This is a genomic window from Paraburkholderia bannensis (assembly GCF_014200455.1).
Taxonomy (GTDB): domain Bacteria; phylum Pseudomonadota; class Gammaproteobacteria; order Burkholderiales; family Burkholderiaceae; genus Paraburkholderia; species Paraburkholderia bannensis_A.
In genome coordinates this window covers 21,476-41,221 of record NZ_JACHBW010000025.1, presented here as the reverse complement: position 1 = coordinate 41,221, position 19,746 = coordinate 21,476, and the positions used below count along the sequence as shown (strand labels likewise).

Sequence of the window (19,746 nt, the reverse complement as noted above, 5' to 3'; positions counted from 1 at the left end):
CCTAGCGTGGACCACCTTCCCTTATGGGCGCAGATTTGCGCCGTCTTTGTCCTGCTTATCTGCTCCAGCTTCTTCTCCATCTCCGAAACGGCGATGATGGCGCTCAACCGCCATCGGCTGAAATACCTCGCGAGCCACAACGCGCTCGGCGCGAAGACCACGCAGAAACTGCTCGCGCGCACCGACCTGCTGCTGTCCGTCATCCTGATCGGCAACAATCTGTTCAACACGATCATTCCGGTGCTCACCACCTCGATCGCGCTGCACACCTTCGGACATAACAACGTCGTCCTGTCGGTCGCGACCGGCATCGTCGCGTTCCTCATTATCGTGTTTGCGGAAATCACGCCGAAGATCGTGGGCGCCACCTTCCCGGAAAAGATAGCGCTGCCCGCAAGCCTCCTGATCGCACCGCTCATGCGCGTGACGAAGCCCATCATCTGGTTCGTCAACATGTTTGCGAACACGATCCTGCGCGTGCTGCACATCAACACGAGCAAGGCCCACGACCAGCGTCTCTCGACCGAGGAACTACGCACCATCGTGCTGGAATCCGGCAGCTTCATGCCGACCAAGCACCGCAGCATCCTGCTGAACCTGTTCGACCTGGAAAACATCACCGTCGATGACGTGATGATTCCGCGCCGCCGCATCGAAGCGCTCGACTACGACGCGCCGCTCGAAGACATCCTGCATCAGCTCGAAACCTGCTATCACAACAAGCTGATCGTGTATCAGGGCGATATCGATCGTGTGCTTGGCGTGCTGCATGTACGCAAGACGCTGGCCGCCCTGCACAACCAGGAATTCGAGCGCGAGACGCTGCGCGAACTGCTTGCGGAGCCGTATTTCGTGCCCACCGGCACGCCCGTGTTCCAGCAACTTCAGTACTTCCAGGAAAGTCGCCATCGCATCGCGCTCGTCGTGAACGAATACGGTGAAATGGAAGGCCTCGTCACACCGGAAGACATCATCGAAGAACTGATCGGCGAATTCACCACTACCATGCCGCGCAGCGGCACCGGGCGCGGCGGCTGGAACGATCAGGGCGAATGCATCGTGCCGGGCAGCATGCCCTTGCGCGAGCTCAATCGCTGGCTGCATCTGACGCTGCCGACCGACGGGCCGAAGACGCTCAACGGCCTGATCCTCGAAGTGCTCGAAGAGATTCCCGAAGGCGATGTGTGCGTGCAGATCGGCGATGTGAAACTCGAAGTCATGCGCGCCGACGATCAGGCCGTGCGCACCGTGAAGCTTTTCAAACCGGGCACGACGCCGGGCATTTCCGCACGCGCGCTGCAGAAGGCGAAGAAGCTGCTGCCGGGGCATTGATCCGGGGCGCTCGCCCGCAGCTCATAGGTGGCGTTAGCCATTTGGCTGACTGGCGCGCACAACCGCGTCAGCCGATCATGAAGCCGTCATTCGCACACGGCGGCTTCGGGCCGGCAATCGATGTTTTCCATTCCTGATCGTTTTGGCGCTCACGGCATTCGTCGCATACCGGCTATTGCCGTGCGTGTAGCGCAGGGGGCGGCAAGCGGCAGCTTTACCGCACCCTCTGCACCCGCTGCGCCCTCGCCTGCATCGGACGACGCGCCCTCGGTGCGCCTGCTCGCCGATACGCTGCGCGAAGCCGCCCGGCGCAACGCCTCCGATCTCCACGTCGAGCCGCTCGAACAGGGCTGGCGCGTGCGCCTGCGCATCGACGGCGTGCTGCATGAGATCGCGCGACCGCCCGCCCATCTGCGCGACGCGTTCATCACCCGCATCAAGGTGCTCGCGCGCATGGACATCGCCGAGCGCCGCATTCCCCAGGATGGGCGACTGCGCCTCGCCCCGCGTGGCGAAGCCCAGCCGCAAGAGGACTATCGCGTGAACTCGCTGCCGACCATCCACGGCGAAAAGCTCGTGTTGCGGCGGCTGGAAGCGTTGCCCGCCGATCTTTCGCTGACCGCGCTGGGTCTGGACGCCGTGCAGCGCGAGGCGCTGAGCGCTGCAATCGGCGCGCCTCACGGCCTCGCTCTGGTTACCGGTCCAACCGGCAGCGGCAAAACGCTCTCGCTCTACTGCTTCCTGCAAAAGCTCAACGACGCCTCGCGCAATCTCTGCTCGGTCGAAGACCCCGCTGAAATCCAGCTCGCCGGCATCAATCAGGTCAATGTGCGCGAGAAGGCCGGCCTCACCTTCGCGCTCGCGCTGCGTGCGCTGCTGCGTCAGGATCCGGACGTGATCATGATCGGCGAAATCCGCGACGAGGAAACCGCCGGTGTCGCAGTGAAGGCTGCGCAGACCGGCCATCTGGTACTCTCCACGCTGCACACCAACGATGCGCCGGCGGCGGTTGCGCGCCTCATCGACATCGGCGTCGAGCCCTATAACCTCGCGGCCGCGCTGCGACTCGTCACGGCGCAGCGGCTCGTGCGGCGGCTATGTCCGCAGTGCCGCCAGCCCTCGGGCGAATCGGCTGCCAGCTTGCGCGCGGCGGGACTGTCCGATGCCCAACCCTTCATCGCCTGCGGCTGCGAAGCATGTCATGGCATCGGCTATCGCGGGCGTGTGGGCATTCACGAAGTGATGCCCGTGAGCGCCGCAATGCGCGACATGATCGTCGCGCGGCGCAGTGCGCAGGACATCGCGCGCCAGGCGCGCAAGGAAGGCGTGGCCACCTTGCGCGACGCCGCATTGGCCCGCGTGGCCGACGGCACGACGAGCCTCGCCGAAGCCCTCGCCGCAACGGACGCGTCGTGACGAAGCCCGTAATCGCCGCGCCTGACTCGCGCTTCGCATGGCGCGGCCTCGACGCTGCAGGCGTCGCGCGTCGCGGCACGCTGATCGCCTTCGATGCCTCGGCGGCACGTGTTGCGCTCAAGCGCGATCGCATCACTGCCACGCTGCTCGAACGACGCGGCCCGGCTGCGCCGCCGCGCGCCAGGCCGGCCGACGTCACGCGCTTCACCCGTCAGCTCGCGAGTCTGTTGCGCGCGGGATTGCCGCTTGCCGGTGCGCTCGATCTGCTGGCCCAGGCGCCGGGCCCGCAGGGGCTTCCGCGCATTGCCGCCTCACTCGCGCGCGAAATCACAGCGGGCAAGCGTTTCGCCGAAGCCCTCGCGCAGCATCCCGCGCGCTTCGGCCTGCTCTACTGTCAGCTCGTGGCGGTGGGCGAAGCATCGGGTGCGCTCGCCAACGTCCTTGCGCGCATCGCCGACGATCGCGAGCGCGCCGCCGCTCAACGCGCCAAGGTGCGGGCGGCGCTCACCTATCCCGTCGCGGTGCTGCTGCTCGCGCTGGCGATCACCACTTCCCTGCTCGTCTGGGTGGTGCCCACATTCAAGCAGATCTTCGATGGCTTCGGCGCTGCGCTACCCGCGCCCACGCAGTTCGTATTGATGCTGTCGGCGGGGGCGGCGCGCTGGTGCGTGCCCGTTGCCATCACCTGCACGGGTGGCGTGTTCGCGCTGCATACGCTGCTGCGGCGCTCGGTGGGCGCACGTATCTCGTTCGGCCGTATCACGCTGGCGCTGCCGCTGGTCGGCGCGCTGCTGACAACGCTGTGCGCCGCGCGCTGGAGCCGCGCGCTCGGCACGTTGCTGGGTGCGGGCACGCCGCTCACCGACGCCTTCGATTCGCTCACGCACGCAAGCGGCAACGCGTTCTTCGACCACGCGAGCGCGAGCATCAGCGCACGGCTGCGCCACGGCGAACGGCTCGCATCGGCGATGCGCAAGGCCAACTGTTTCCCCGACGACGTGATCCAGCCGGTGGCGGTCGCAGAAGAATCAGGCGCGCTCGATGCGATGCTGCTCGACGTCGCGGCGCTCGCCGACCGTCAGGTGGACGAAAAGATCGCACTCGTCGCGAGTCTGTGCGAGCCGCTCATCATCGTCGTGCTGGGCGCGCTGGTCGGCGGCCTGGTGGTCGCGATGTATCTTCCCATCATTCAACTGGGCAACGTGGTGTAGCATCGCTGCCAGATTACGGTTCCCGCACATGTCCGTCCTTTTATCGTCCGCTGCCGCGCCCACCGCTGTGTCCACGCCGTTCGCATCGTCGTTCAACGGCACGCCGCTCGCGCCTGTCGATGCGCCCTCATCGTTTTCGCTCGCGCTCGCGGCATTGCCGCCTGGCGTGCTGATGGGATTCGCGATCGTGATCGGCCTGGTGATCGGCAGTTTTCTCAACGTGGTCGTGCATCGATTGCCGATCATGCTGGAGCGCGCATGGCGCGCTGACGCCGCCGAACTCTTCAGCGATACGCCCTGCAGCGGCGATCTCTTGAACGACGGTCTGCCCGCACGCTACAACCTGTGGCTGCCCCGCAGCGCCTGCCCGCATTGCGGCCACGTACTGCGCGCGTGGGAAAACATCCCGCTCGTCAGCTGGTTGTTGCTGCGCGGACGCTGCTCGCAGTGCGGAACACGCGTGAGCCTGCGTTACCCAGCCGTCGAAATCGCCAGCGCACTATGCGCAGCCGGCGCACTGCTCGCATTCGGCCCCTCGGTCAAAGCACTCGCCGCATTCGCACTGAGCGCCGCGCTTATTGCCGCGAGCATGATCGATCTCGAACATCACCTGCTGCCCGATGCGATCACGCTGCCGCTCGTCTGGGCCGGGCTGCTCGTCAATCTCGCCGACACCTTCACCGATCTGCGGAGCGCCTTGATCGGCGCAGTCGCGGGTTATCTCGTACTCTGGAGCGTGTACTGGATTTTCCGCCTGCTGCGTGGCGTCGAAGGCATGGGTCATGGCGACTTCAAGCTACTCGCCGCCCTCGGTGCGTGGCTCGGCTGGGCCGCGCTGCCGCAGATCGTCGTGATCAGTGCGGTGGCCGGCGCGGTGGTCGGCCTCGCAGCAACCCTGAGCGGTCGCATGCGTTTCGAAGAACCCCTGCCGTTCGGCCCTTACCTGGCTGCCGGCGCGTTTATCACGCTGTTTGCGGGCACGCCGCTTTATCGAGTTTTTGCGTGAGGAAATGAATCGATGTATGCAGTCGGATTGACTGGAGGTATCGGCAGCGGCAAGTCCACCGTGGCGGATCTGTTTGCGGCGCGCGGCGTGCCGCTCGTGGATACGGATCTGATAGCGCATCGCGTCACCGCCCCGCATGGCATCGCCATGCCGCAAATCGCCGCGCAATTCGGCCCTGAATTCATCGCCGCCGATGGCTCGATGGACCGCGCGCGCATGCGTGCGCTCGTATTCGGCGACGAGGCTGCACGCAAGCGGCTCGAAGCAATCACGCATCCGCTGATCCGCGCCGAAACCGAGCGCGAGACACGCGAGGCGAACGGACCGTACGTGATGCTGGTCGTGCCGCTGCTGATCGAATCGGGTGCGTGGAAAACACGCGTGAATCGCGTGCTAGGCGTGGATTGCAGCGTCGAAACGCAGATCGCGCGCGTGATGTCGCGCAACGGCTTCACACGCGAACAGGTGCTCGCGATCATCGCTCGCCAGGCCACGCGCGAAGCGCGTCTGGCCGCCGCCGACGATGTGATCGTCAACGATGGCGTCACGCTCGACGCGCTCGCACAGGACGTCGAAGTACTGCATCAACGTTACCTGGCGCTTGCACGCATGTAACCTTCCCGGTTGTTTTCACAGCGCGCTTCACGCTTGTCGAGCGGAAAATTGCAGGAATCTGCTGGAAAACACTGATGTAACGACCTTGCGCCGGTGTGTGCGATTGCGACCGTAGTCCCACGGCATTAGAATGTCCTGCAATCCTTCACCGACCACGCCCGAGGCGAGCGCGCTTGATTCTTTACGAGTATCCCTTCAACGAGCGAATCCGGACGCTGCTGCGCCTCGAAGACCTGTTCGAGCGCTTCACGTTTTTCCTGACCCAGGAGGATCCGAGGGAACATCACGTTGCGCTCACGACGCTCTTCGAAATCGCGGAAGTTGCAGGCCGCGCCGACCTCAAGTCGGACCTCATGAAGGAACTCGAAAGGCAGCGTCAGACGCTCGCGCCGTTCCGCGGCAATCCCGGCATAGAGCAGAATGCGCTGGAAAGCGTGCTCGGCGAAATCGAGCAGACGCTTGCGGGTCTCACGCAGATGCAAGGCAAAACCGGCCAGCATCTTGCGGACAACGAATGGCTCACCAGCATCCGCAGCCGCGCGATCATTCCGGGTGGCACCTGCAAGTTCGATCTGCCCTCGTATTACGCATGGCAGCAGTTGCACGCGGATCAACGCCGTCAGGACATCGCCAAGTGGGTCACGCCGCTGCTGCCGCTGCGCGACGCCGCCAGTATCGTGCTGCGTCTCGCGCGCGAATCCGGCCAGGCGTCAAAGGTGATGGCCATGCAGGGCAGCTATCAGCAAATGCTCTCGGGCCGTACTTACCAGCTGATGCAGGTGCGTGTGGCACCGGATTTGCGCGTGATCCCCGAAGCGAGCGCCAACAAGTACATGCTGTGGGTACGCTTCACTGTTCAGGATGGCGATCTGCGCCCGCGCGCCGTCGATCAGGACGTGCCGTTCCAGCTCACGCTCTGCAGTCTGTAATCCAGCAACTGCGCTTTTGCCAACCGCGGCGTCATTGAAGCGGCGCCGCCCAGCTATTGATCAGTCGACCGAATGACCACCGTCGTCAAATGTCCAACCTGCGGCAAAGATGTCCGCTGGGTACCGGAAAACCGTTTCCGCCCGTTCTGCTCGGAACGCTGCAAGCAGATGGATCTGGGCGCCTGGGCTGCTGAAAAGTACCGGATCGGCGGCAACGAGGAAGACACGCCGCCCGATGACGAGGCGCCGCCCACGGATACGCGTCAATAAGCACCCAGATAAAAAAGGCCGCTGCACGTCGAACGCGCAGCGGCTTTTGTATTTTTGGCTTCGGCTCAAGTGCCGCTTATTCCGCCGCCAGCCATTCCAGCACCGGAATCGTCGCAGGCAGCAGCGGCTCGACGCTTGCGGGCAGCGCCTGCCACGCCAGCGCCTGACCTTCACGGCCGTGCGGCTCGCCGGTCCAGTCGGTCACCTTGCAGAAGTAGAGCCGCACATAGGCGTGCGGGTAATCGTGTTCGAGCGTATGCCAGCGATGGCACGCCTTCACGTCGATACCCAGTTCCTCGTGCAGTTCGCGCGCCAGCGCCGCTTCGACCGACTCGCCCTTCTCCAGCTTGCCGCCCGGAAACTCCCAGTAGCCCGCATAGGGTTTGCCTTCGGGGCGCTGCGCCAGCAGATAGCGGCCGTCGGGCTGCACCAGCACGCCCACCGCCACTTCCGTGACGGGGCGCGGCTGTACCGTTTCCGTGGCTTGCCCACTCATGCCGCTCATACCTGTTGCGCCTTCTTGCCCGACCAGTCGCGTGCGAACTGCCACGCCACCCGGCCCGAACGCGAACCACGCTCCAGCGCCCAGACCAGCGCGTCGCCGCGTGCGGCTTCGACTTCGGCGTCGCTGCATTCGAAGTGACGAAGCCAGTGTCCGACGATCGTCAGATAGTCGTCCTGCTTGAACGGATAGAAGCTCACCCACAGACCGAAGCGTTCGGACAGCGAGATCTTCTCCTCGACCACTTCGCCCGGATGAATCTCACCGTCGGGCATGTGTTTGTAGGACTCGTTGTCGCTCATGTATTCAGGCAACAGATGGCGACGGTTCGAGGTCGCGTAGATCAGCACGTTGTCCGACTGCGCGGCCACCGAGCCGTCGAGCGCCACCTTGAGCGCCTTGTAGCCCGATTCGCCGTCCTCGAACGAGAGATCGTCGCAGAACACGATGAAGCGCTCCGGGCGCGTCGAGATCAGATCGACGATATCGCCCAGATCGTGCAGATCGTCCTTGTCGACTTCGATCAGGCGCAGGCCGTCCTGCGCATAGGCATTCAGGCAGGCCTTGATCAGCGACGACTTGCCGGTGCCGCGCGCGCCCGTCAGCAGCACGTTGTTCGCAGGCTTCTTCTGCACGAACTGGCGCGTGTTGCGGTCGATGAGGTCCTTCTGGCGGTCGATATTCTGCAGATCGTCGAGCGAGATCAGCGAAATCGACGGCACGGGCTGCAGGAAGCCCCGCCCCTGGCGCTTGCGCCAGCGGAACGCCACAGCCGCATTCCAGTCGACATCGGGCGCGGCCGGCGGCAGCACGGCTTCAAGGCGGCCGAGCAGCGCTTCGGCGCGGGTCAGAAACTGTTCGAGCTTATCCATTGCGTGGTGCTGAGAAAGTTCGGTAGCCGGATCAAGAACGATAGTCGGCGTTGATGCTCACGTAGTCGTGCGAGAGGTCGCAGGTCCAGACCGTGGCTTCGGCGTTGCCGCGGCCAAGCACCACACGGATCAGGATCTCGCTCTTCTTCATCACGCGCTGGCCGTCCTCTTCCTTGTACTCGGGATTGCGGCCGCCAGCCTTGGCGACGAGCACGTCGTCCAGATACAGGTCGATCTTGCCCACATCGAGATCCGTCACGCCCGCATAGCCGATGGCCGCGAGGATACGGCCAAGATTGGGGTCCGATGCGTAAAACGCCGTCTTCACGAGCGGCGAATGGCCGATTGCGTAGGCGATCTGGCGGGCTTCGGCAACGTCCCTGGCGCCTTCCACCTGGATCGTCATGAACTTGGTCGCACCTTCGCCGTCGCGCACGATCAGCTGCGAGAGCGTCTGCGCCACTTCCGTGACGGCGTCGCGCAGCGCGACGTAGGCGGGCGAATCCGTCGAGGTGATCGCGGGCAGGCTGGACTTGCCCGAGGCGATCAGGATGAACGAGTCGTTGGTCGAGGTGTCGCCGTCGATCGTGATGCAGTTGAACGAGCGGTCGGCCACGTACTTGACCAGCTCGTCGAGCACCGGCTGCGCCACGTTCGCGTCGAACGCGAGGAAGCCCAGCATGGTCGCCATGTTCGGCTTGATCATGCCGGCGCCCTTGCTGATGCCGGTGAAGGTGATGGTGTGACCTTCGATGTTGATCTGGCGCGACACGGCCTTCGGCAGCGTGTCCGTCGTCATGATCGCCTGGGCGGCGTCGTACCAGTTCGCTTCCTTGCGGTTCGCGAGAGCGGCGGGCAGACCGGCCTTGAGACGATCGATCGGCAGCGGTTCGAGAATCACGCCGGTCGAGAACGGCAGCACTTGCGAGGGCTCGATGCCTGCGAGGCGCGCGAGTTCGTCGCAGGTTTCAAGCGCGTGCTTCATGCCCGGCTCGCCCGTGCCCGCGTTGGCGTTACCCGTGTTGATGACGAGCGCGCGGATACCCTTGCCGCCTTGGCCAGCATCTCGCACCTTCGCGAGATGCTCGCGGCAGACAGTGACCGGCGCGGCGCAGAAACGGTTGAGCGTGAACACGCCCGCGACGCTCGCGCTTTCCTCGACGGAAATCACCAGCACGTCCTTGCGGTTGGGCTTGCGGATGTGGGCTTCCGCCCAGCCTAGCGTCACGCCGGCGACCGGATGAAGTTGCGCGGGATCGATCGAGGGGAAATTGACAGCCATGTGGCGACCTGTCGAAAAGGCAATGCCGGCCACGACGTCTGTCAGCCTGGCCGGCATTGGGATTCAAAACGCAAGGCCCGCCATGGAGAGCGGGCCACCGGAATCAACGCGCAAGCGCATCACAAAGCGGGCGGCGCGGGCGGCGGACAGGATCTGCCGATACCGTTGCACCGCCGCGCCCCATCAAGCGATCTTGCCGTGGCACTGCTTGTACTTCTTGCCGCTGCCGCACGGGCACGGGTCGTTGCGGCCGACCTTCGGCACGCCGTCGGCGCCCAGCGCTTCGTGGCTCATTGCGGCGCCGACCATGGCGGCGGCCGCATCGGCCACCGGCGCGGCAGCTCCAACCGGCGCGGCTTCGGCACCCGTTTCCGCGAATTCGGCGTGACGGAATTCGACGTTCTCAAGATGACCGCCCTGCTCTTCCATCTGCTCGGCGGCTTCTTCAAGCTGCTGCGGCGACTGGATCTGCACGTTCATGACGATGCGCGTGACTTCCTGCTTCACGGCGTCGAGCATCGCGGCAAACAGTTCGAACGCCTCGCGCTTGTATTCCTGCTTGGGATTCTTCTGCGCATAACCGCGCAGATGGATGCCCTGACGCAGGTGATCGAGCGCGGCAAGGTGTTCGCGCCAGCTGCGGTCGAGCGTCTGCAGCATGACCGAACGCTCGAACGCACTGAACGATTCGCGGCCCACGAGCGCCACCTTCTGCTCGTAGGCTTCATCGGCGGCGGCGAGCACGGCTTCGAGAATCTCGTCCGCATCGATCGACGACGACTCATTGATCATTTCCTGGATCGCGAGGTCGAGCTGCCATTCGTTGCGCAGGATTTCTTCCAGCTCAGGCACGTCCCACTGCTCTTCGATGCTGCCGTGCGGTACATATTGACGCACGATATCCGTGACCACACCGTGACGCATCGCGCCGATGGTTTCGGTGATGTCATGCGCTTCGAGCAGTTCGTTGCGCTGCTGGTAGATCACCTTGCGCTGGTCGTTCGAGACGTCGTCGTATTCGAGCAACTGCTTGCGGATGTCGAAGTTGCGCGCTTCGACCTTGCGCTGCGCCGACTCGATCGAACGCGTGACGATGCCCGCTTCGATCGCCTCGCCTTCCGGCATCTTCAGGCGGTCCATGATGGCGCGCACGCGGTCGCCCGCGAAAATGCGCAGCAGCGGATCTTCGAGCGACAGATAGAAGCGCGACGAACCCGGATCGCCCTGACGGCCTGCCCGGCCGCGCAGCTGGTTGTCGATACGGCGCGATTCGTGGCGTTCCGTGCCGATGATGTGCAGACCGCCCGCGGCCTTCACCTGATCGTGCAGTGTCTGCCATTCGTCGTGCAGTTGCTTGATGCGACGCGCCTTTTCGTCGGCGGGAATGGTTTCGTCGGCTTCGATGAAGGCCGCCTGCTTTTCCGCATTGCCGCCCAGCACGATGTCGGTACCGCGACCGGCCATGTTGGTGGCGATGGTGATGCGCTTCGGACGACCGGCTTCAGCGACGATCGCGGCTTCGCGGCCGTGCTGCTTGGCGTTGAGCACGTCGTGCGGCAGACCCGCCTGCGTGAGCAGATGCGAGAGCAGCTCCGAGTTCTCGATCGACGTGGTACCGACCAGCACTGGCTGACCGCGCTCGTGGCAGTCGCGAATGTCGCGGATCACCGCGTCATAGCGTTCCTTCGCGGTCTTGTAGATCTGGTCCTGCTTGTCGATACGCTTCGGAACCCGGTTGGTCGGGATCACCACCGTTTCCAGGCCGTAGATCTCGTTGAATTCGTACGCTTCGGTATCCGCCGTACCCGTCATGCCCGAGAGCTTGGCGTACATGCGGAAGTAGTTCTGGAACGTGATCGAGGCGAGCGTCTGGTTTTCGCTCTGGATCTTGACGTGTTCCTTCGCTTCGACGGCCTGGTGCAAGCCATCCGACCAGCGGCGGCCAGCCATCAGACGACCGGTGAACTCGTCGACGATCACGACTTCGCCGTTCTGCACCACGTAATGCTGATCCTTGAAGAACAGCGTGTGCGCGCGCAGGGCGGCGTACACGTGGTGCATCAGCGTGATGTTCTGCGGCGCGTAGAGGCTTTCGCCCTGGCCGATCAGGCCCCACTCGGCGAGCATGCGCTCGGCCTTTTCGTGGCCCGCTTCGGTCAGGAACACCTGACGCGCCTTCTCGTCGAGCGTGTAGTCGCCCGGCTTTTCCACGCCGGTGCCGTCGGCCTTCTCTTCGCCGATCTGGCGTTCGAGCAGCGGCGGCAGCGCATTCATGCGCACGTAGAGTTCGGTGTGATCTTCGGCCTGGCCCGAGATGATGAGCGGAGTACGCGCTTCGTCGATCAGGATCGAGTCCACTTCGTCGACCACGGCGAAGTTCAGCGCCCGCTGCACGCGCGCTTCGGTCTCGTAGACCATGTTGTCGCGCAGGTAGTCGAAGCCGAACTCGTTATTCGTGCCGTAGGTGATGTCCGACGCGTAGGCTTCCTGCTTCATGCCGTGGTCCATCTGCGACAGATTGATGCCGACGGACAGACCGAGGAAGTTATACAGACGCGCCATCCATTCGGCGTCGCGCTGGGCGAGGTAGTCGTTCACCGTGACCACGTGCACGCCACGGCCCGAGAGCGCGTTCAGGTACACCGGCAACGTGGCGACGAGCGTCTTGCCTTCGCCGGTGCGCATTTCGGCGATCTTGCCGTAATGCAGCACCATGCCGCCGATCAGCTGCACGTCGAAGTGACGCATCTTGAGCACGCGCTTGCTGGCCTCGCGGCAAACGGCAAACGCTTCGGGCAGCAGCTCGTCGAGCGATGTGCCATTGGCCACGCGCTCCCGGAACTCAGCCGTTTTGGCGGTGAGTTGCTGATCGGTGTACTGCTCGATGGTCGGTTCGAGCGCGTTAATCGCCGCGACCGTCTTCTGATATTGCTTGATCAGGCGCTGATTGCGGCTGCCAAAGATTTTCTGTAAGAAACCGGTGGTCATCGGATCGGTGTCTGCGTCGCGGCTTCAGCCGGGATTGCTGCATGGCGTGTTGCAAACAGACTGGTTTGCATACGTTTTGCGCCACGCGCCCGGATCGGAAGGACCTCGGCGGCTTAAGCCCAAATTGGTGGATTCGAATCGGGCATTTTAGCACGCACCCTGGGCACCGCCCGTGTCAACGCCTCGTTGGGTGCAGTGCGGGGTGCAGCGCAAAAAACCCGCGCCGACGCGCTTCGCGAGCCGTTCTCGCAGCCCCTGCGCGCGGCCCGTTTTTCGGACAGCACCATCAGGGTCGGACGATACGGCACGGCGCGTGAAGGCAAAACGCGCAGGCTACAATGACAGTATCGCCACAGTTCGGCCACATCACCGCTGCGCAGCCTGCGCGCGCTCCTCTACTCGACAAATGAGCCGTTTTTCGCCGTTTTCAAGGCCGGGCGCTCCCGCCGCGCCGCGTGCGCAGCGCAATTCGCGCGCGCCGGGCAAGCCGCGCGCGCCCCAGCCGCTCGCCGAAGTCCTCAGCCGAACCGACGCGTTCGCACCGCTGCGCGCAGGCGTCGAGCAGATCGCGGCGATCCAGCGCGATCTCAACGCACTGCTGCCCGACTATCTGGCCGCGAGCGTGGAACCAGGCTTCATCAAGGAGGGCACGCTGGCGCTGTTCGCCGCGCACAATGCGTTGGCCGCGCGGCTGCGCCATCTGGAACCGCGGCTCGTGACCGAATTGCAGGCGCGCGGCTGGGCGTTGAACAGCGTGCGTATCCGTGTGCGGCCGCAGGCCGTGAAAGAACCTCCGCAACCCAAACAGGCGCGTATGACGCCCGCCGGAGCGGCCGCACTGGCGACACTCAGCGAAAGTCTGCCGCCTTCGCCGCTACAGGAGGCGCTCGCGAAGATGGCGGCGCGACATCTGAAGCGCCGCTGAAACCGGCGCATAACTGACGGAAAACAAAAAGGGTGGCATAAGCCACCCTTTTTTCATTGGATTTCGCTTTTTATGCGAGTCAGGCAAACGCCGTCTGTGCCTCATAAGCGAAGCCGCGCGGCGCTTTCTGCGTGTCGTCGAACGTGACGATTTCATACGCGTCTTCGTGCGCAAGCAACTCGTGCAGCAGCGCGTTGTTCAGGCCGTGACCCGATTTGTATGCATCGTACGAAGCCAGCAGCGGATGACCGATCACGTAAAGGTCGCCGATCGCGTCCAGCATCTTGTGCTTCACGAACTCGTCGTCGTAACGCAGGCCGTCGTTGTTCAGGATGCGGTACTCGTCCAGCACGATCGCGTTATCCATGCTGCCGCCGCGCGCCAGACCCAGCTCGCGCATCATTTCGACCTCGTGCGCGAAGCCGAAGGTGCGCGCACGCGCGATTTCGCGCACGTACGAGGTATTCGCGAAGTCGACTTCGAGCGCCTGGCCCGTCTTGTCGACAGCCGGATGGCGGAAATCGATGGTGAACTTGAGCTTGAAGCCAAAGAACGGATCGAGGCGCGCGAATTTGTCGCCATCGCGCACTTCCACGGTCTTCTTCACCTTGATGAACTTCTTCGCTGCGTTCTGCTCTTCGATGCCCGCCGACTGGATCAGGAACACGAACGACGATGCGCTGCCGTCCATGATCGGGATCTCTTCCGCGGTCACGTCGATATACAGGTTGTCGATGCCCAGACCCGCGCATGCCGACATCAGATGTTCGATGGTCGAGACGCGCGCACCGTCTTTCTGCAGCACCGAGGCGAGGCGCGTATCGCCAATCGCCATCGCCGACGCGGGGATGTCCACCGGGGTCGGCAAATCCACGCGCGAAAACACGATGCCCGTGTCCGGCGCCGCCGGGCGGAGCGTCAGATTGACTTTGCGGCCCGAATGCAGGCCGATGCCAACCGTCTTCACGATCGATTTGATGGTTCGCTGCTTCAACATAGTGTTCTACTCATTGAAAATCCCAATCGGGACTTTTTAACTCATAGGACGAATTATACTCCAAGTATCGCAAGTGCGTCGTCGTCCCGGACGTGACAAATCGTTTCCTCACGTTACCTCGCTGAAATGGACGACGGGCCGATGGCCGGAACGGAGGCGTTCCCGGCCATCGGCCCGCACGGCTGGACGTAATAGCCCGTCACATTTATCCTGCCGGCCCGTTGCATTGCGGCAACGCAAGCGCGGCACGAGTGCTCATGCCGGACTCAACGTGGCGAGCACGCTCGCGGCATCGCTGACTTCGAATTTGCCGGGTGCCTCGACGTTCAGCGTCTTGACCACGCCGCCGTCGATCACCATGGCGTAGCGCTGGGACCGGATGCCCATGCCACGCGCCGACAAATCCTGTTCCAGACCGAGTGCACGGGTGAACGCCGCACTGCCGTCGGCCATCATGCGTACCTTGCCCGAGGTCCGCTGATCTCGCCCCCACGCGCCCATCACGAACGCATCGTTGACGGACACGCACCAGATTTCGTCGATCCCCGCCGCGCGGAACGCTTCGTACTGCTCGACATAACCCGGGACGTGTTTCGCGGAGCACGTTGGCGTGAACGCGCCCGGCAATCCGAAGATCACCACGCGCTTGCCCGCCGTTTGCTCGCGCACGCTGAAGCTGTTCGGCCCCAGCGTGCAGCCCGCGCGCTCGTCTTCGACAAATTCGAAGAGCGTGGCGTCGGGCAGCGTATCACCCTGTTTGATCATCACTCGTCCTTCACATCGATGCGCAAAGCGTGCGTTCGCCATGCGGCGCTTCGATTGCAGTGAAACCCTGACGGCAAATGCGCGCATACGCCGTGCCGCGCATCAAACACAGCGGGCACGCATCCAAAGCCCGGCATCCTCGCGGATGCGGCCTTGCGGGTCTCGTTAGCAATCATCGCGACATCATGCCGAACCGTCCGTCCGCGGACGGGCACGAAACCGCTGTGCCCGGCGCCGCAGTCAGAACTCGCTCGTCGCGCAGACCTTTAGTCGGCCTGCTTGCGCAGGAACGCCGGGATGTCGTACGTATCGACGCCCTTTTCCTGCAGCGCCTGCACATGCGAGGCCGCGGTGTCGCGCGACGTGCGCCACACGGCCGGCGTGTCGAGCGCGCCATAGTCAGCGGCCTGTGCGTGCTGCGGTGCGTAGGAGTGCTGGGCAGCGGCAACCGGGTGGTTGTCCGTACCCGTGCGCAGCAGCGTCATCGGCGCAGCCTGTTGGCGCGTTGCTGCCGCGCGGCCCAGGCCCGTTGCCACCACCGTCACGCGCAGAGCGTCGCCCATCGCGTCGTCGTACACGGCACCGAAGATCACCGTGGCGTCTTCCGCAGCGTAGCTCTTGATGGTGTTCATGACTTCACGCGTTTCCGACAGACGCAGCGAACGGCTCGACGTGATGTTGACCAGCACGCCGCGCGCGCCCGACAGATCGACGCCTTCGAGCAGCGGGCTCGCAACCGCCTGCTCGGCTGCCAGACGTGCGCGATCGACGCCGGCAACCGTCGCCGTGCCCATCATCGCCTTGCCCTGCTCGCCCATCACCGTCTTCACGTCTTCGAAGTCGACGTTCACGAGGCCATCGACGTTGATGATTTCGGCGATGCCTGCGACTGCGTTGTTCAGAACGTCGTCCGCGCACTGGAAGCACTTGTCCATCTCGGCGTCATCGCCCATCACGTCGAACAGCTTGTCGTTCAGGACGACGATCAGCGAGTCGACGTGATCCTCCAGTTGCTGCGAGCCGGCTTCCGCCACGCGCATGCGCTTGCCACCTTCGAATTCAAACGGCTTGCTCACCACGCCAACGGTGAGAATGCCCATTTCCTTGGCGATCTGCGCGACCACGGGCGCTGCGCCCGTACCCGTGCCGCCGCCCATGCCGGCGGTGATGAACACCATGTGCGCGCCGCGCAGCGAGTCGGCGATGCGCTCGCGTGCCTCTTCAGCAGCCGCGCGGCCCATTTCGGGCTTGGCGCCTGCGCCCAGACCCGTGTTGCCGAGCTGGATCACGGCCGGTGCGCGCGAACGCGACAGCGCCTGCGCATCCGTGTTCATCACGATGAAGTCGACGCCCTGCACGCCACGATTGATCATGTGCTGCACGGCATTGCCGCCAGCGCCACCTACGCCCACCACCTTGATGATGGTGCCGTTGGTTTCCGTTTCCAGCATCTGGAATTCCATGTTGCCTCCGTCAAGAAAAAGATTTCCGCTCCTCGGCGTTATTCAGGAATGAGTCGGGCAACCCTTTCCTGCGCGCCAGCCGCCGTCACCAGCGCTTCTTCGGTCCCTGCGTTTTTCCTTCGCGCGTCGATCTTTCGATAACGCGTTTTGATCCCGTCAGAAGTTGCCGAGGAACCAGTCCTTCATGCGTGTGAAGACCTGGCCCATCGACCCCGACTGCACTGCGACCTTGCGGCCGCGCATACGCTGCGCGCGGCCCTCCACGAGCAGACCCATCGCTGTCGAATAGCGCGGATTGCGCACGACATCGGCGAGACCGCCCGCGTACTCCGGCACGCCAATGCGCACCGGCTTGAGGAAGATGTCTTCGCCAAGCTCCACCATGCCCGGCATCATCGCGGCGCCGCCCGTCAGCACGACGCCCGAACTGAGCAATTCCTCATAGCCCGACTCGCGCACCACCTGCTGCACGAGCGAGAACAACTCTTCCACGCGCGGCTCGATCACCGCAGCCAGCGCCTGGCGCGACAGCGTGCGCGGACCGCGCTCGCCAAGGCCGGGCACTTCGATCATTTCGTCCGGATCGGCCAGCGCCTGCTTGGCGATGCCGTAGCTCACCTTGATGTCTTCCGCGTCCGGCGTGGGCGTGCGCAGCGCCATGGCGATGTCGCTCGTCACCTGGTCGCCGGCGATGGGAATCACGGCCGTGTGACGGATCGCGCCTTCGCTGAAGATCGCGATGTCGGTCGTGCCGCCGCCCACATCCACCAGCACCACGCCGAGTTCCTTCTCGTCGTCGGTGAGCACCGCCAGCGACGAAGCCAGCGGCTGCAGGATCAGATCGTTGACTTCGAGGCCGCAGCGGCGCACGCACTTCACGATGTTCTGCGCCGCGCTCACCGCGCCGGTAACGATATGCACCTTCACTTCGAGGCGGATGCCGCTCATGCCGATCGGCTCGCGCACATCTTCCTGACCGTCGATGATGAATTCCTGCGTGAGGATATGCAGCACCTGTTGATCGGTCGGGATGTTGATCGCCTTGGCCGTTTCGATCACGCGCGCCACATCGGTCTGCGTGACTTCCTTCTCCTTGATGGCGACCATGCCGCTCGAATTGAAGCTGCGGATATGGCTGCCTGCGATGCCGGTGAACACGTTAGTGATCTTGCAGTCGGCCATGAGTTCCGCTTCTTCGAGCGCACGCTGGATAGACTGCACCGTGGCCTCGATGTTCACCACCACGCCCTTCTTGAGACCTTTCGATTCGGCCTGGCCGAGGCCGATCACCTCGTAGTGGCCATCGCTCTTCATTTCGGCGACGACGGCCACCACCTTCGACGTCCCGATGTCGAGGCTGACCAGCAGATCCTTATAGTCTTTACTCATATCGTGCTCGTTGCGTGTGATGTGCTGTTACTTCTTGCCCGGGCCGGGCGTATCGCTAATGAAGCGCATGCCCGCCGCCCGAATCGCAAAACCGTTCGGATAGCGCAGATCCGCATATTCGATGTCTTTCCCCCAACGTTGCGTGAGCGCCGACCACGCGGCAGTGAGGCGATGCGTGCGTTCAGCGAGCGTGTCAGCGTTGCGCTCGCGACCGAGTTCCACCTGCATGCCGTTCGAGAGCTTCACCGTCCACGCATAGCGCGGCGTGAGCGTCACCTCGTCCGGCTCCAGACCGAGCGGCGCGAACCACTTCACGAAGTCGCGATAACGCGCGACCACTTCGGGCGCGGTGCCGTCCGGGCCATCGAAGGCGGGCAGATCTTCATCCAGTTCGCCCTGGTTCGCCGTGAACAGTTCGCCGTCCGTACTGACGAGCTGATCGCTGCCCCAGGTGCCAAGCGGCTTGTACTCTTCGAGCGACACCGCCAGCGCATTCGGCCAGACGCGCCGCACGCTCGCGTGGCGCACCCACGGCATCTGCTCGAACGCCGCGCGCGCCGCATCGAGATCGACGGTGAAGAAGTTGCCCTTCAGCCGGCCGACCACGCTCGCGCGCACCGTGGGCGCGTTGATGTGCTCGGTGTCGCCCTCGATGCGGATCTCGCGCAGCGCGAAATTCGGCCGCTGCACTAGCCAGTAGCAGCCGGCCACGAGCAGCGCGAGCACGAGCAGCGTGTGCAGCGCGTTGGCGGCGAGGTTGAGCTGGCGTACGTTATTCCACATGTCGGCGTTGGTTCAATCCGTCGGTTCGATCTTTACGGCGAGTTCAGTCTTTCAGCGTCAGTGCCAGCACGCGCACCACCAGGTCGCGATACTCGATGCCCACCGAGCGCGCGGCCTTCGGCGGCAGCGAGTGATCGGTCATGCCAGGCGCCGTGTTCACTTCGAGGAAATACGGGTTGCCCGCTGCGTCCATCATGAAATCGGCGCGGCCCCAGTCGGTGCAGCCGAGCACGTCGAACGCGCGGCGCGCGAGCTTCTTCAGTTCCACTTCTTTCTCGGGCGCGACGCCGCAGGGAATCAGGTATTGCGTCGTGTCGAGGATGTACTTGGCGTCGTAGTCGTAGAACTCGCCCGCCGGCACGATCTTGATGATCGGCAGGTCGAGATCGCCCGCCACGCAGGCCGTGTATTCGCCGCCGCCTTCGATGCTCTTTTCCACCAGCACGATCTTGTCGTGCTTTGCGGCTTCTTCAATTGCCGGCACGAGTTCGGCTTCGGTCTTCACCTTGATGACCGCCACGCTCGAACCTTCGCTCGCGGGCTTGACAAAGAGCGGCAGACCGAGCTTGGCGATGATGCCAGGCGCGGCTGCAGCGTAGTCGTCGCCGCGCAGCACCGCGACGAACGGCGGCGTGGGAATGCCGAGTTGCTGCCACACCAGCTTGCTGCGGAACTTGTCCAGACCGAGCGCCGAGCCCAGCACGCCGGTACCCGTATAACGGATGCCGTAGAAGTCGAGCGCGCCCTGGATCTGGCCGTTCTCGCCATAGCCGCCATGCAGCGCGTTGAACGCGCGCACGAATCCCTCGTCCTTGAGCGCCGACAGCGGCCGCTCGGACGGATCGAACGCATGTGCGTCGATGCCCGCGCTCTGCAGCGCCTGAAGCACCAGCGAGCCGGACTTGAGCGACACTTCGCGCTCGGCGGACACGCCGCCCAGCAGAACCGCCACCTTGCCAAACTGCTTCGGATCGAATTTCGGATCGATGCTGCTCATGTCA

Annotated in this window: 18 protein-coding genes; 8 read left to right on the top strand and 10 right to left on the bottom strand. The window is 64.0% G+C overall.

The genetic code is table 11. The features are described from left to right. The first annotated feature begins 6 nt into the window (after positions 1-6). The 7 genes from F4827_RS30360 to F4827_RS30330 all read left to right on the top strand — a co-directional run bounded on the left by F4827_RS30360 (position 7) and on the right by F4827_RS30330 (position 6,779). On the top strand, positions 7-1,332 hold the full coding sequence (locus tag F4827_RS30360) for an HlyC/CorC family transporter (protein ID WP_183731520.1): 1,326 nt from the start codon (positions 7-9) through the stop codon (positions 1,330-1,332). Positions 1,333-1,452: 120 nt separating this feature from the next. Continuing rightward, complete coding sequence (locus tag F4827_RS30355) at positions 1,453-2,748, top strand: GspE/PulE family protein (protein ID WP_183731522.1); 1,296 nt, start codon at positions 1,453-1,455, stop codon at positions 2,746-2,748. Further along, positions 2,745-3,959 carry a type II secretion system F family protein gene (locus F4827_RS30350; protein WP_183731524.1) on the top strand — a complete coding sequence of 405 codons (1,215 nt, stop codon included), beginning with the start codon at positions 2,745-2,747 and terminating at the stop codon, positions 3,957-3,959. Before F4827_RS30355 ends, F4827_RS30350 begins: the two co-directional genes overlap by 4 nt. A 28-nt stretch (positions 3,960-3,987) precedes the next feature. Next, on the top strand, positions 3,988-4,965 hold the full coding sequence (locus F4827_RS30345; RefSeq protein ID WP_183731526.1) for an A24 family peptidase: 978 nt from the start codon (positions 3,988-3,990) through the stop codon (positions 4,963-4,965). Between the two features lie 12 nt (positions 4,966-4,977). Further along, positions 4,978-5,580 carry a dephospho-CoA kinase gene (gene coaE, locus F4827_RS30340; RefSeq protein ID WP_183731528.1) on the top strand — a complete coding sequence of 201 codons (603 nt, stop codon included), beginning with the start codon at positions 4,978-4,980 and terminating at the stop codon, positions 5,578-5,580. A gap of 173 nt (positions 5,581-5,753) precedes the next feature. Then, positions 5,754-6,509, top strand: a complete 756-nt coding sequence (gene zapD / locus F4827_RS30335) for a cell division protein ZapD (protein ID WP_027817983.1) — start codon at positions 5,754-5,756, stop codon at positions 6,507-6,509. Between the two features lie 72 nt (positions 6,510-6,581). After that, positions 6,582-6,779: a DNA gyrase inhibitor YacG gene (locus F4827_RS30330; RefSeq protein ID WP_027817984.1), complete on the top strand. Its 198-nt coding sequence runs from the start codon at positions 6,582-6,584 to the stop codon at positions 6,777-6,779. A gap of 76 nt (positions 6,780-6,855) precedes the next feature. On the opposite strand, the gene F4827_RS30325 is transcribed toward F4827_RS30330, so the two are convergent. The 4 genes from F4827_RS30325 to secA all read right to left on the bottom strand — a co-directional run bounded on the left by F4827_RS30325 (position 6,856) and on the right by secA (position 12,423). Then, entirely contained in the window at positions 6,856-7,284 is a 429-nt protein-coding gene (locus F4827_RS30325; RefSeq protein WP_183731530.1) for an NUDIX domain-containing protein, read from the bottom strand. Then, positions 7,281-8,153 (bottom strand): ATP-binding protein, encoded by an 873-nt coding sequence (locus F4827_RS30320; RefSeq protein ID WP_183731532.1) that lies wholly within the window; start codon positions 8,151-8,153, stop codon positions 7,281-7,283. The genes F4827_RS30325 and F4827_RS30320 overlap by 4 nt, the downstream gene beginning before the upstream one ends. Positions 8,154-8,184: 31 nt before the next feature. After that, positions 8,185-9,435, bottom strand: coding sequence for a bifunctional glutamate N-acetyltransferase/amino-acid acetyltransferase ArgJ (argJ, locus tag F4827_RS30315; protein WP_183731535.1), 1,251 nt, complete (start codon positions 9,433-9,435; stop codon positions 8,185-8,187). 183 nt (positions 9,436-9,618) lie between these two features. Next, entirely contained in the window at positions 9,619-12,423 is a 2,805-nt protein-coding gene (gene secA / locus F4827_RS30310) for a preprotein translocase subunit SecA (protein ID WP_183731539.1), read from the bottom strand. A gap of 406 nt (positions 12,424-12,829) precedes the next feature. On the opposite strand from secA, the gene F4827_RS30305 reads away from it, so the two are divergent. Further along, on the top strand, positions 12,830-13,348 hold the full coding sequence (locus tag F4827_RS30305; protein ID WP_183731542.1) for a DUF721 domain-containing protein: 519 nt from the start codon (positions 12,830-12,832) through the stop codon (positions 13,346-13,348). A 79-nt stretch (positions 13,349-13,427) separates the two neighbouring features. Here F4827_RS30305 and lpxC read toward each other — a convergent pair whose 3' ends face one another. The 6 genes from lpxC to F4827_RS30275 form a co-directional block, all read right to left on the bottom strand. Further along, complete coding sequence (gene lpxC, locus F4827_RS30300) at positions 13,428-14,345, bottom strand: UDP-3-O-acyl-N-acetylglucosamine deacetylase (protein WP_183731545.1); 918 nt, start codon at positions 14,343-14,345, stop codon at positions 13,428-13,430. Between the two features lie 255 nt (positions 14,346-14,600). Next, positions 14,601-15,110: a peroxiredoxin gene (locus F4827_RS30295; RefSeq protein WP_183731548.1), complete on the bottom strand. Its 510-nt coding sequence runs from the start codon at positions 15,108-15,110 to the stop codon at positions 14,601-14,603. A gap of 266 nt (positions 15,111-15,376) precedes the next feature. Then, positions 15,377-16,573: a cell division protein FtsZ gene (ftsZ, locus tag F4827_RS30290; RefSeq protein WP_103707223.1), complete on the bottom strand. Its 1,197-nt coding sequence runs from the start codon at positions 16,571-16,573 to the stop codon at positions 15,377-15,379. Between the two features lie 156 nt (positions 16,574-16,729). Further along, a complete protein-coding gene (gene ftsA, locus F4827_RS30285; protein ID WP_027817993.1) occupies positions 16,730-17,962 on the bottom strand; it encodes a cell division protein FtsA in 1,233 nt (410 codons plus the stop codon). Positions 17,963-17,989: 27 nt separating this feature from the next. Next, on the bottom strand, positions 17,990-18,745 hold the full coding sequence (locus F4827_RS30280; protein WP_183731551.1) for a cell division protein FtsQ/DivIB: 756 nt from the start codon (positions 18,743-18,745) through the stop codon (positions 17,990-17,992). 43 nt (positions 18,746-18,788) lie between these two features. Continuing rightward, complete coding sequence (locus F4827_RS30275) at positions 18,789-19,742, bottom strand: D-alanine--D-alanine ligase (protein ID WP_183731554.1); 954 nt, start codon at positions 19,740-19,742, stop codon at positions 18,789-18,791. Between the last annotated feature and the right edge of the window lie 4 nt (positions 19,743-19,746).

What these genes read in the sequence shown, in the direction of transcription:
- F4827_RS30355 (WP_183731522.1), top strand. Translation starts at nt 1,453, where the DNA reads ATGTTTTCCATTCCTGATCGTTTTGGCGCTCACGGCATTCGTCGCATA.
- F4827_RS30345 (WP_183731526.1), top strand. Translation starts at nt 3,988, where the DNA reads ATGTCCGTCCTTTTATCGTCCGCTGCCGCGCCCACCGCTGTGTCCACG.
- coaE (WP_183731528.1), top strand. Translation starts at nt 4,978, where the DNA reads ATGTATGCAGTCGGATTGACTGGAGGTATCGGCAGCGGCAAGTCCACC.
- F4827_RS30330 (WP_027817984.1), top strand. Translation starts at nt 6,582, where the DNA reads ATGACCACCGTCGTCAAATGTCCAACCTGCGGCAAAGATGTCCGCTGG.
- F4827_RS30325 (WP_183731530.1), bottom strand. Translation starts at nt 7,284, where the DNA reads ATGAGCGGCATGAGTGGGCAAGCCACGGAAACGGTACAGCCGCGCCCC.
- F4827_RS30320 (WP_183731532.1), bottom strand. Translation starts at nt 8,153, where the DNA reads ATGGATAAGCTCGAACAGTTTCTGACCCGCGCCGAAGCGCTGCTCGGC.
- argJ (WP_183731535.1), bottom strand. Translation starts at nt 9,435, where the DNA reads ATGGCTGTCAATTTCCCCTCGATCGATCCCGCGCAACTTCATCCGGTC.
- secA (WP_183731539.1), bottom strand. Translation starts at nt 12,423, where the DNA reads ATGACCACCGGTTTCTTACAGAAAATCTTTGGCAGCCGCAATCAGCGC.
- F4827_RS30305 (WP_183731542.1), top strand. Translation starts at nt 12,830, where the DNA reads ATGAGCCGTTTTTCGCCGTTTTCAAGGCCGGGCGCTCCCGCCGCGCCG.
- lpxC (WP_183731545.1), bottom strand. Translation starts at nt 14,345, where the DNA reads ATGTTGAAGCAGCGAACCATCAAATCGATCGTGAAGACGGTTGGCATC.
- F4827_RS30295 (WP_183731548.1), bottom strand. Translation starts at nt 15,110, where the DNA reads ATGATCAAACAGGGTGATACGCTGCCCGACGCCACGCTCTTCGAATTT.
- ftsZ (WP_103707223.1), bottom strand. Translation starts at nt 16,573, where the DNA reads ATGGAATTCCAGATGCTGGAAACGGAAACCAACGGCACCATCATCAAG.
- ftsA (WP_027817993.1), bottom strand. Translation starts at nt 17,962, where the DNA reads ATGAGTAAAGACTATAAGGATCTGCTGGTCAGCCTCGACATCGGGACG.
- F4827_RS30280 (WP_183731551.1), bottom strand. Translation starts at nt 18,745, where the DNA reads ATGTGGAATAACGTACGCCAGCTCAACCTCGCCGCCAACGCGCTGCAC.
- F4827_RS30275 (WP_183731554.1), bottom strand. Translation starts at nt 19,742, where the DNA reads ATGAGCAGCATCGATCCGAAATTCGATCCGAAGCAGTTTGGCAAGGTG.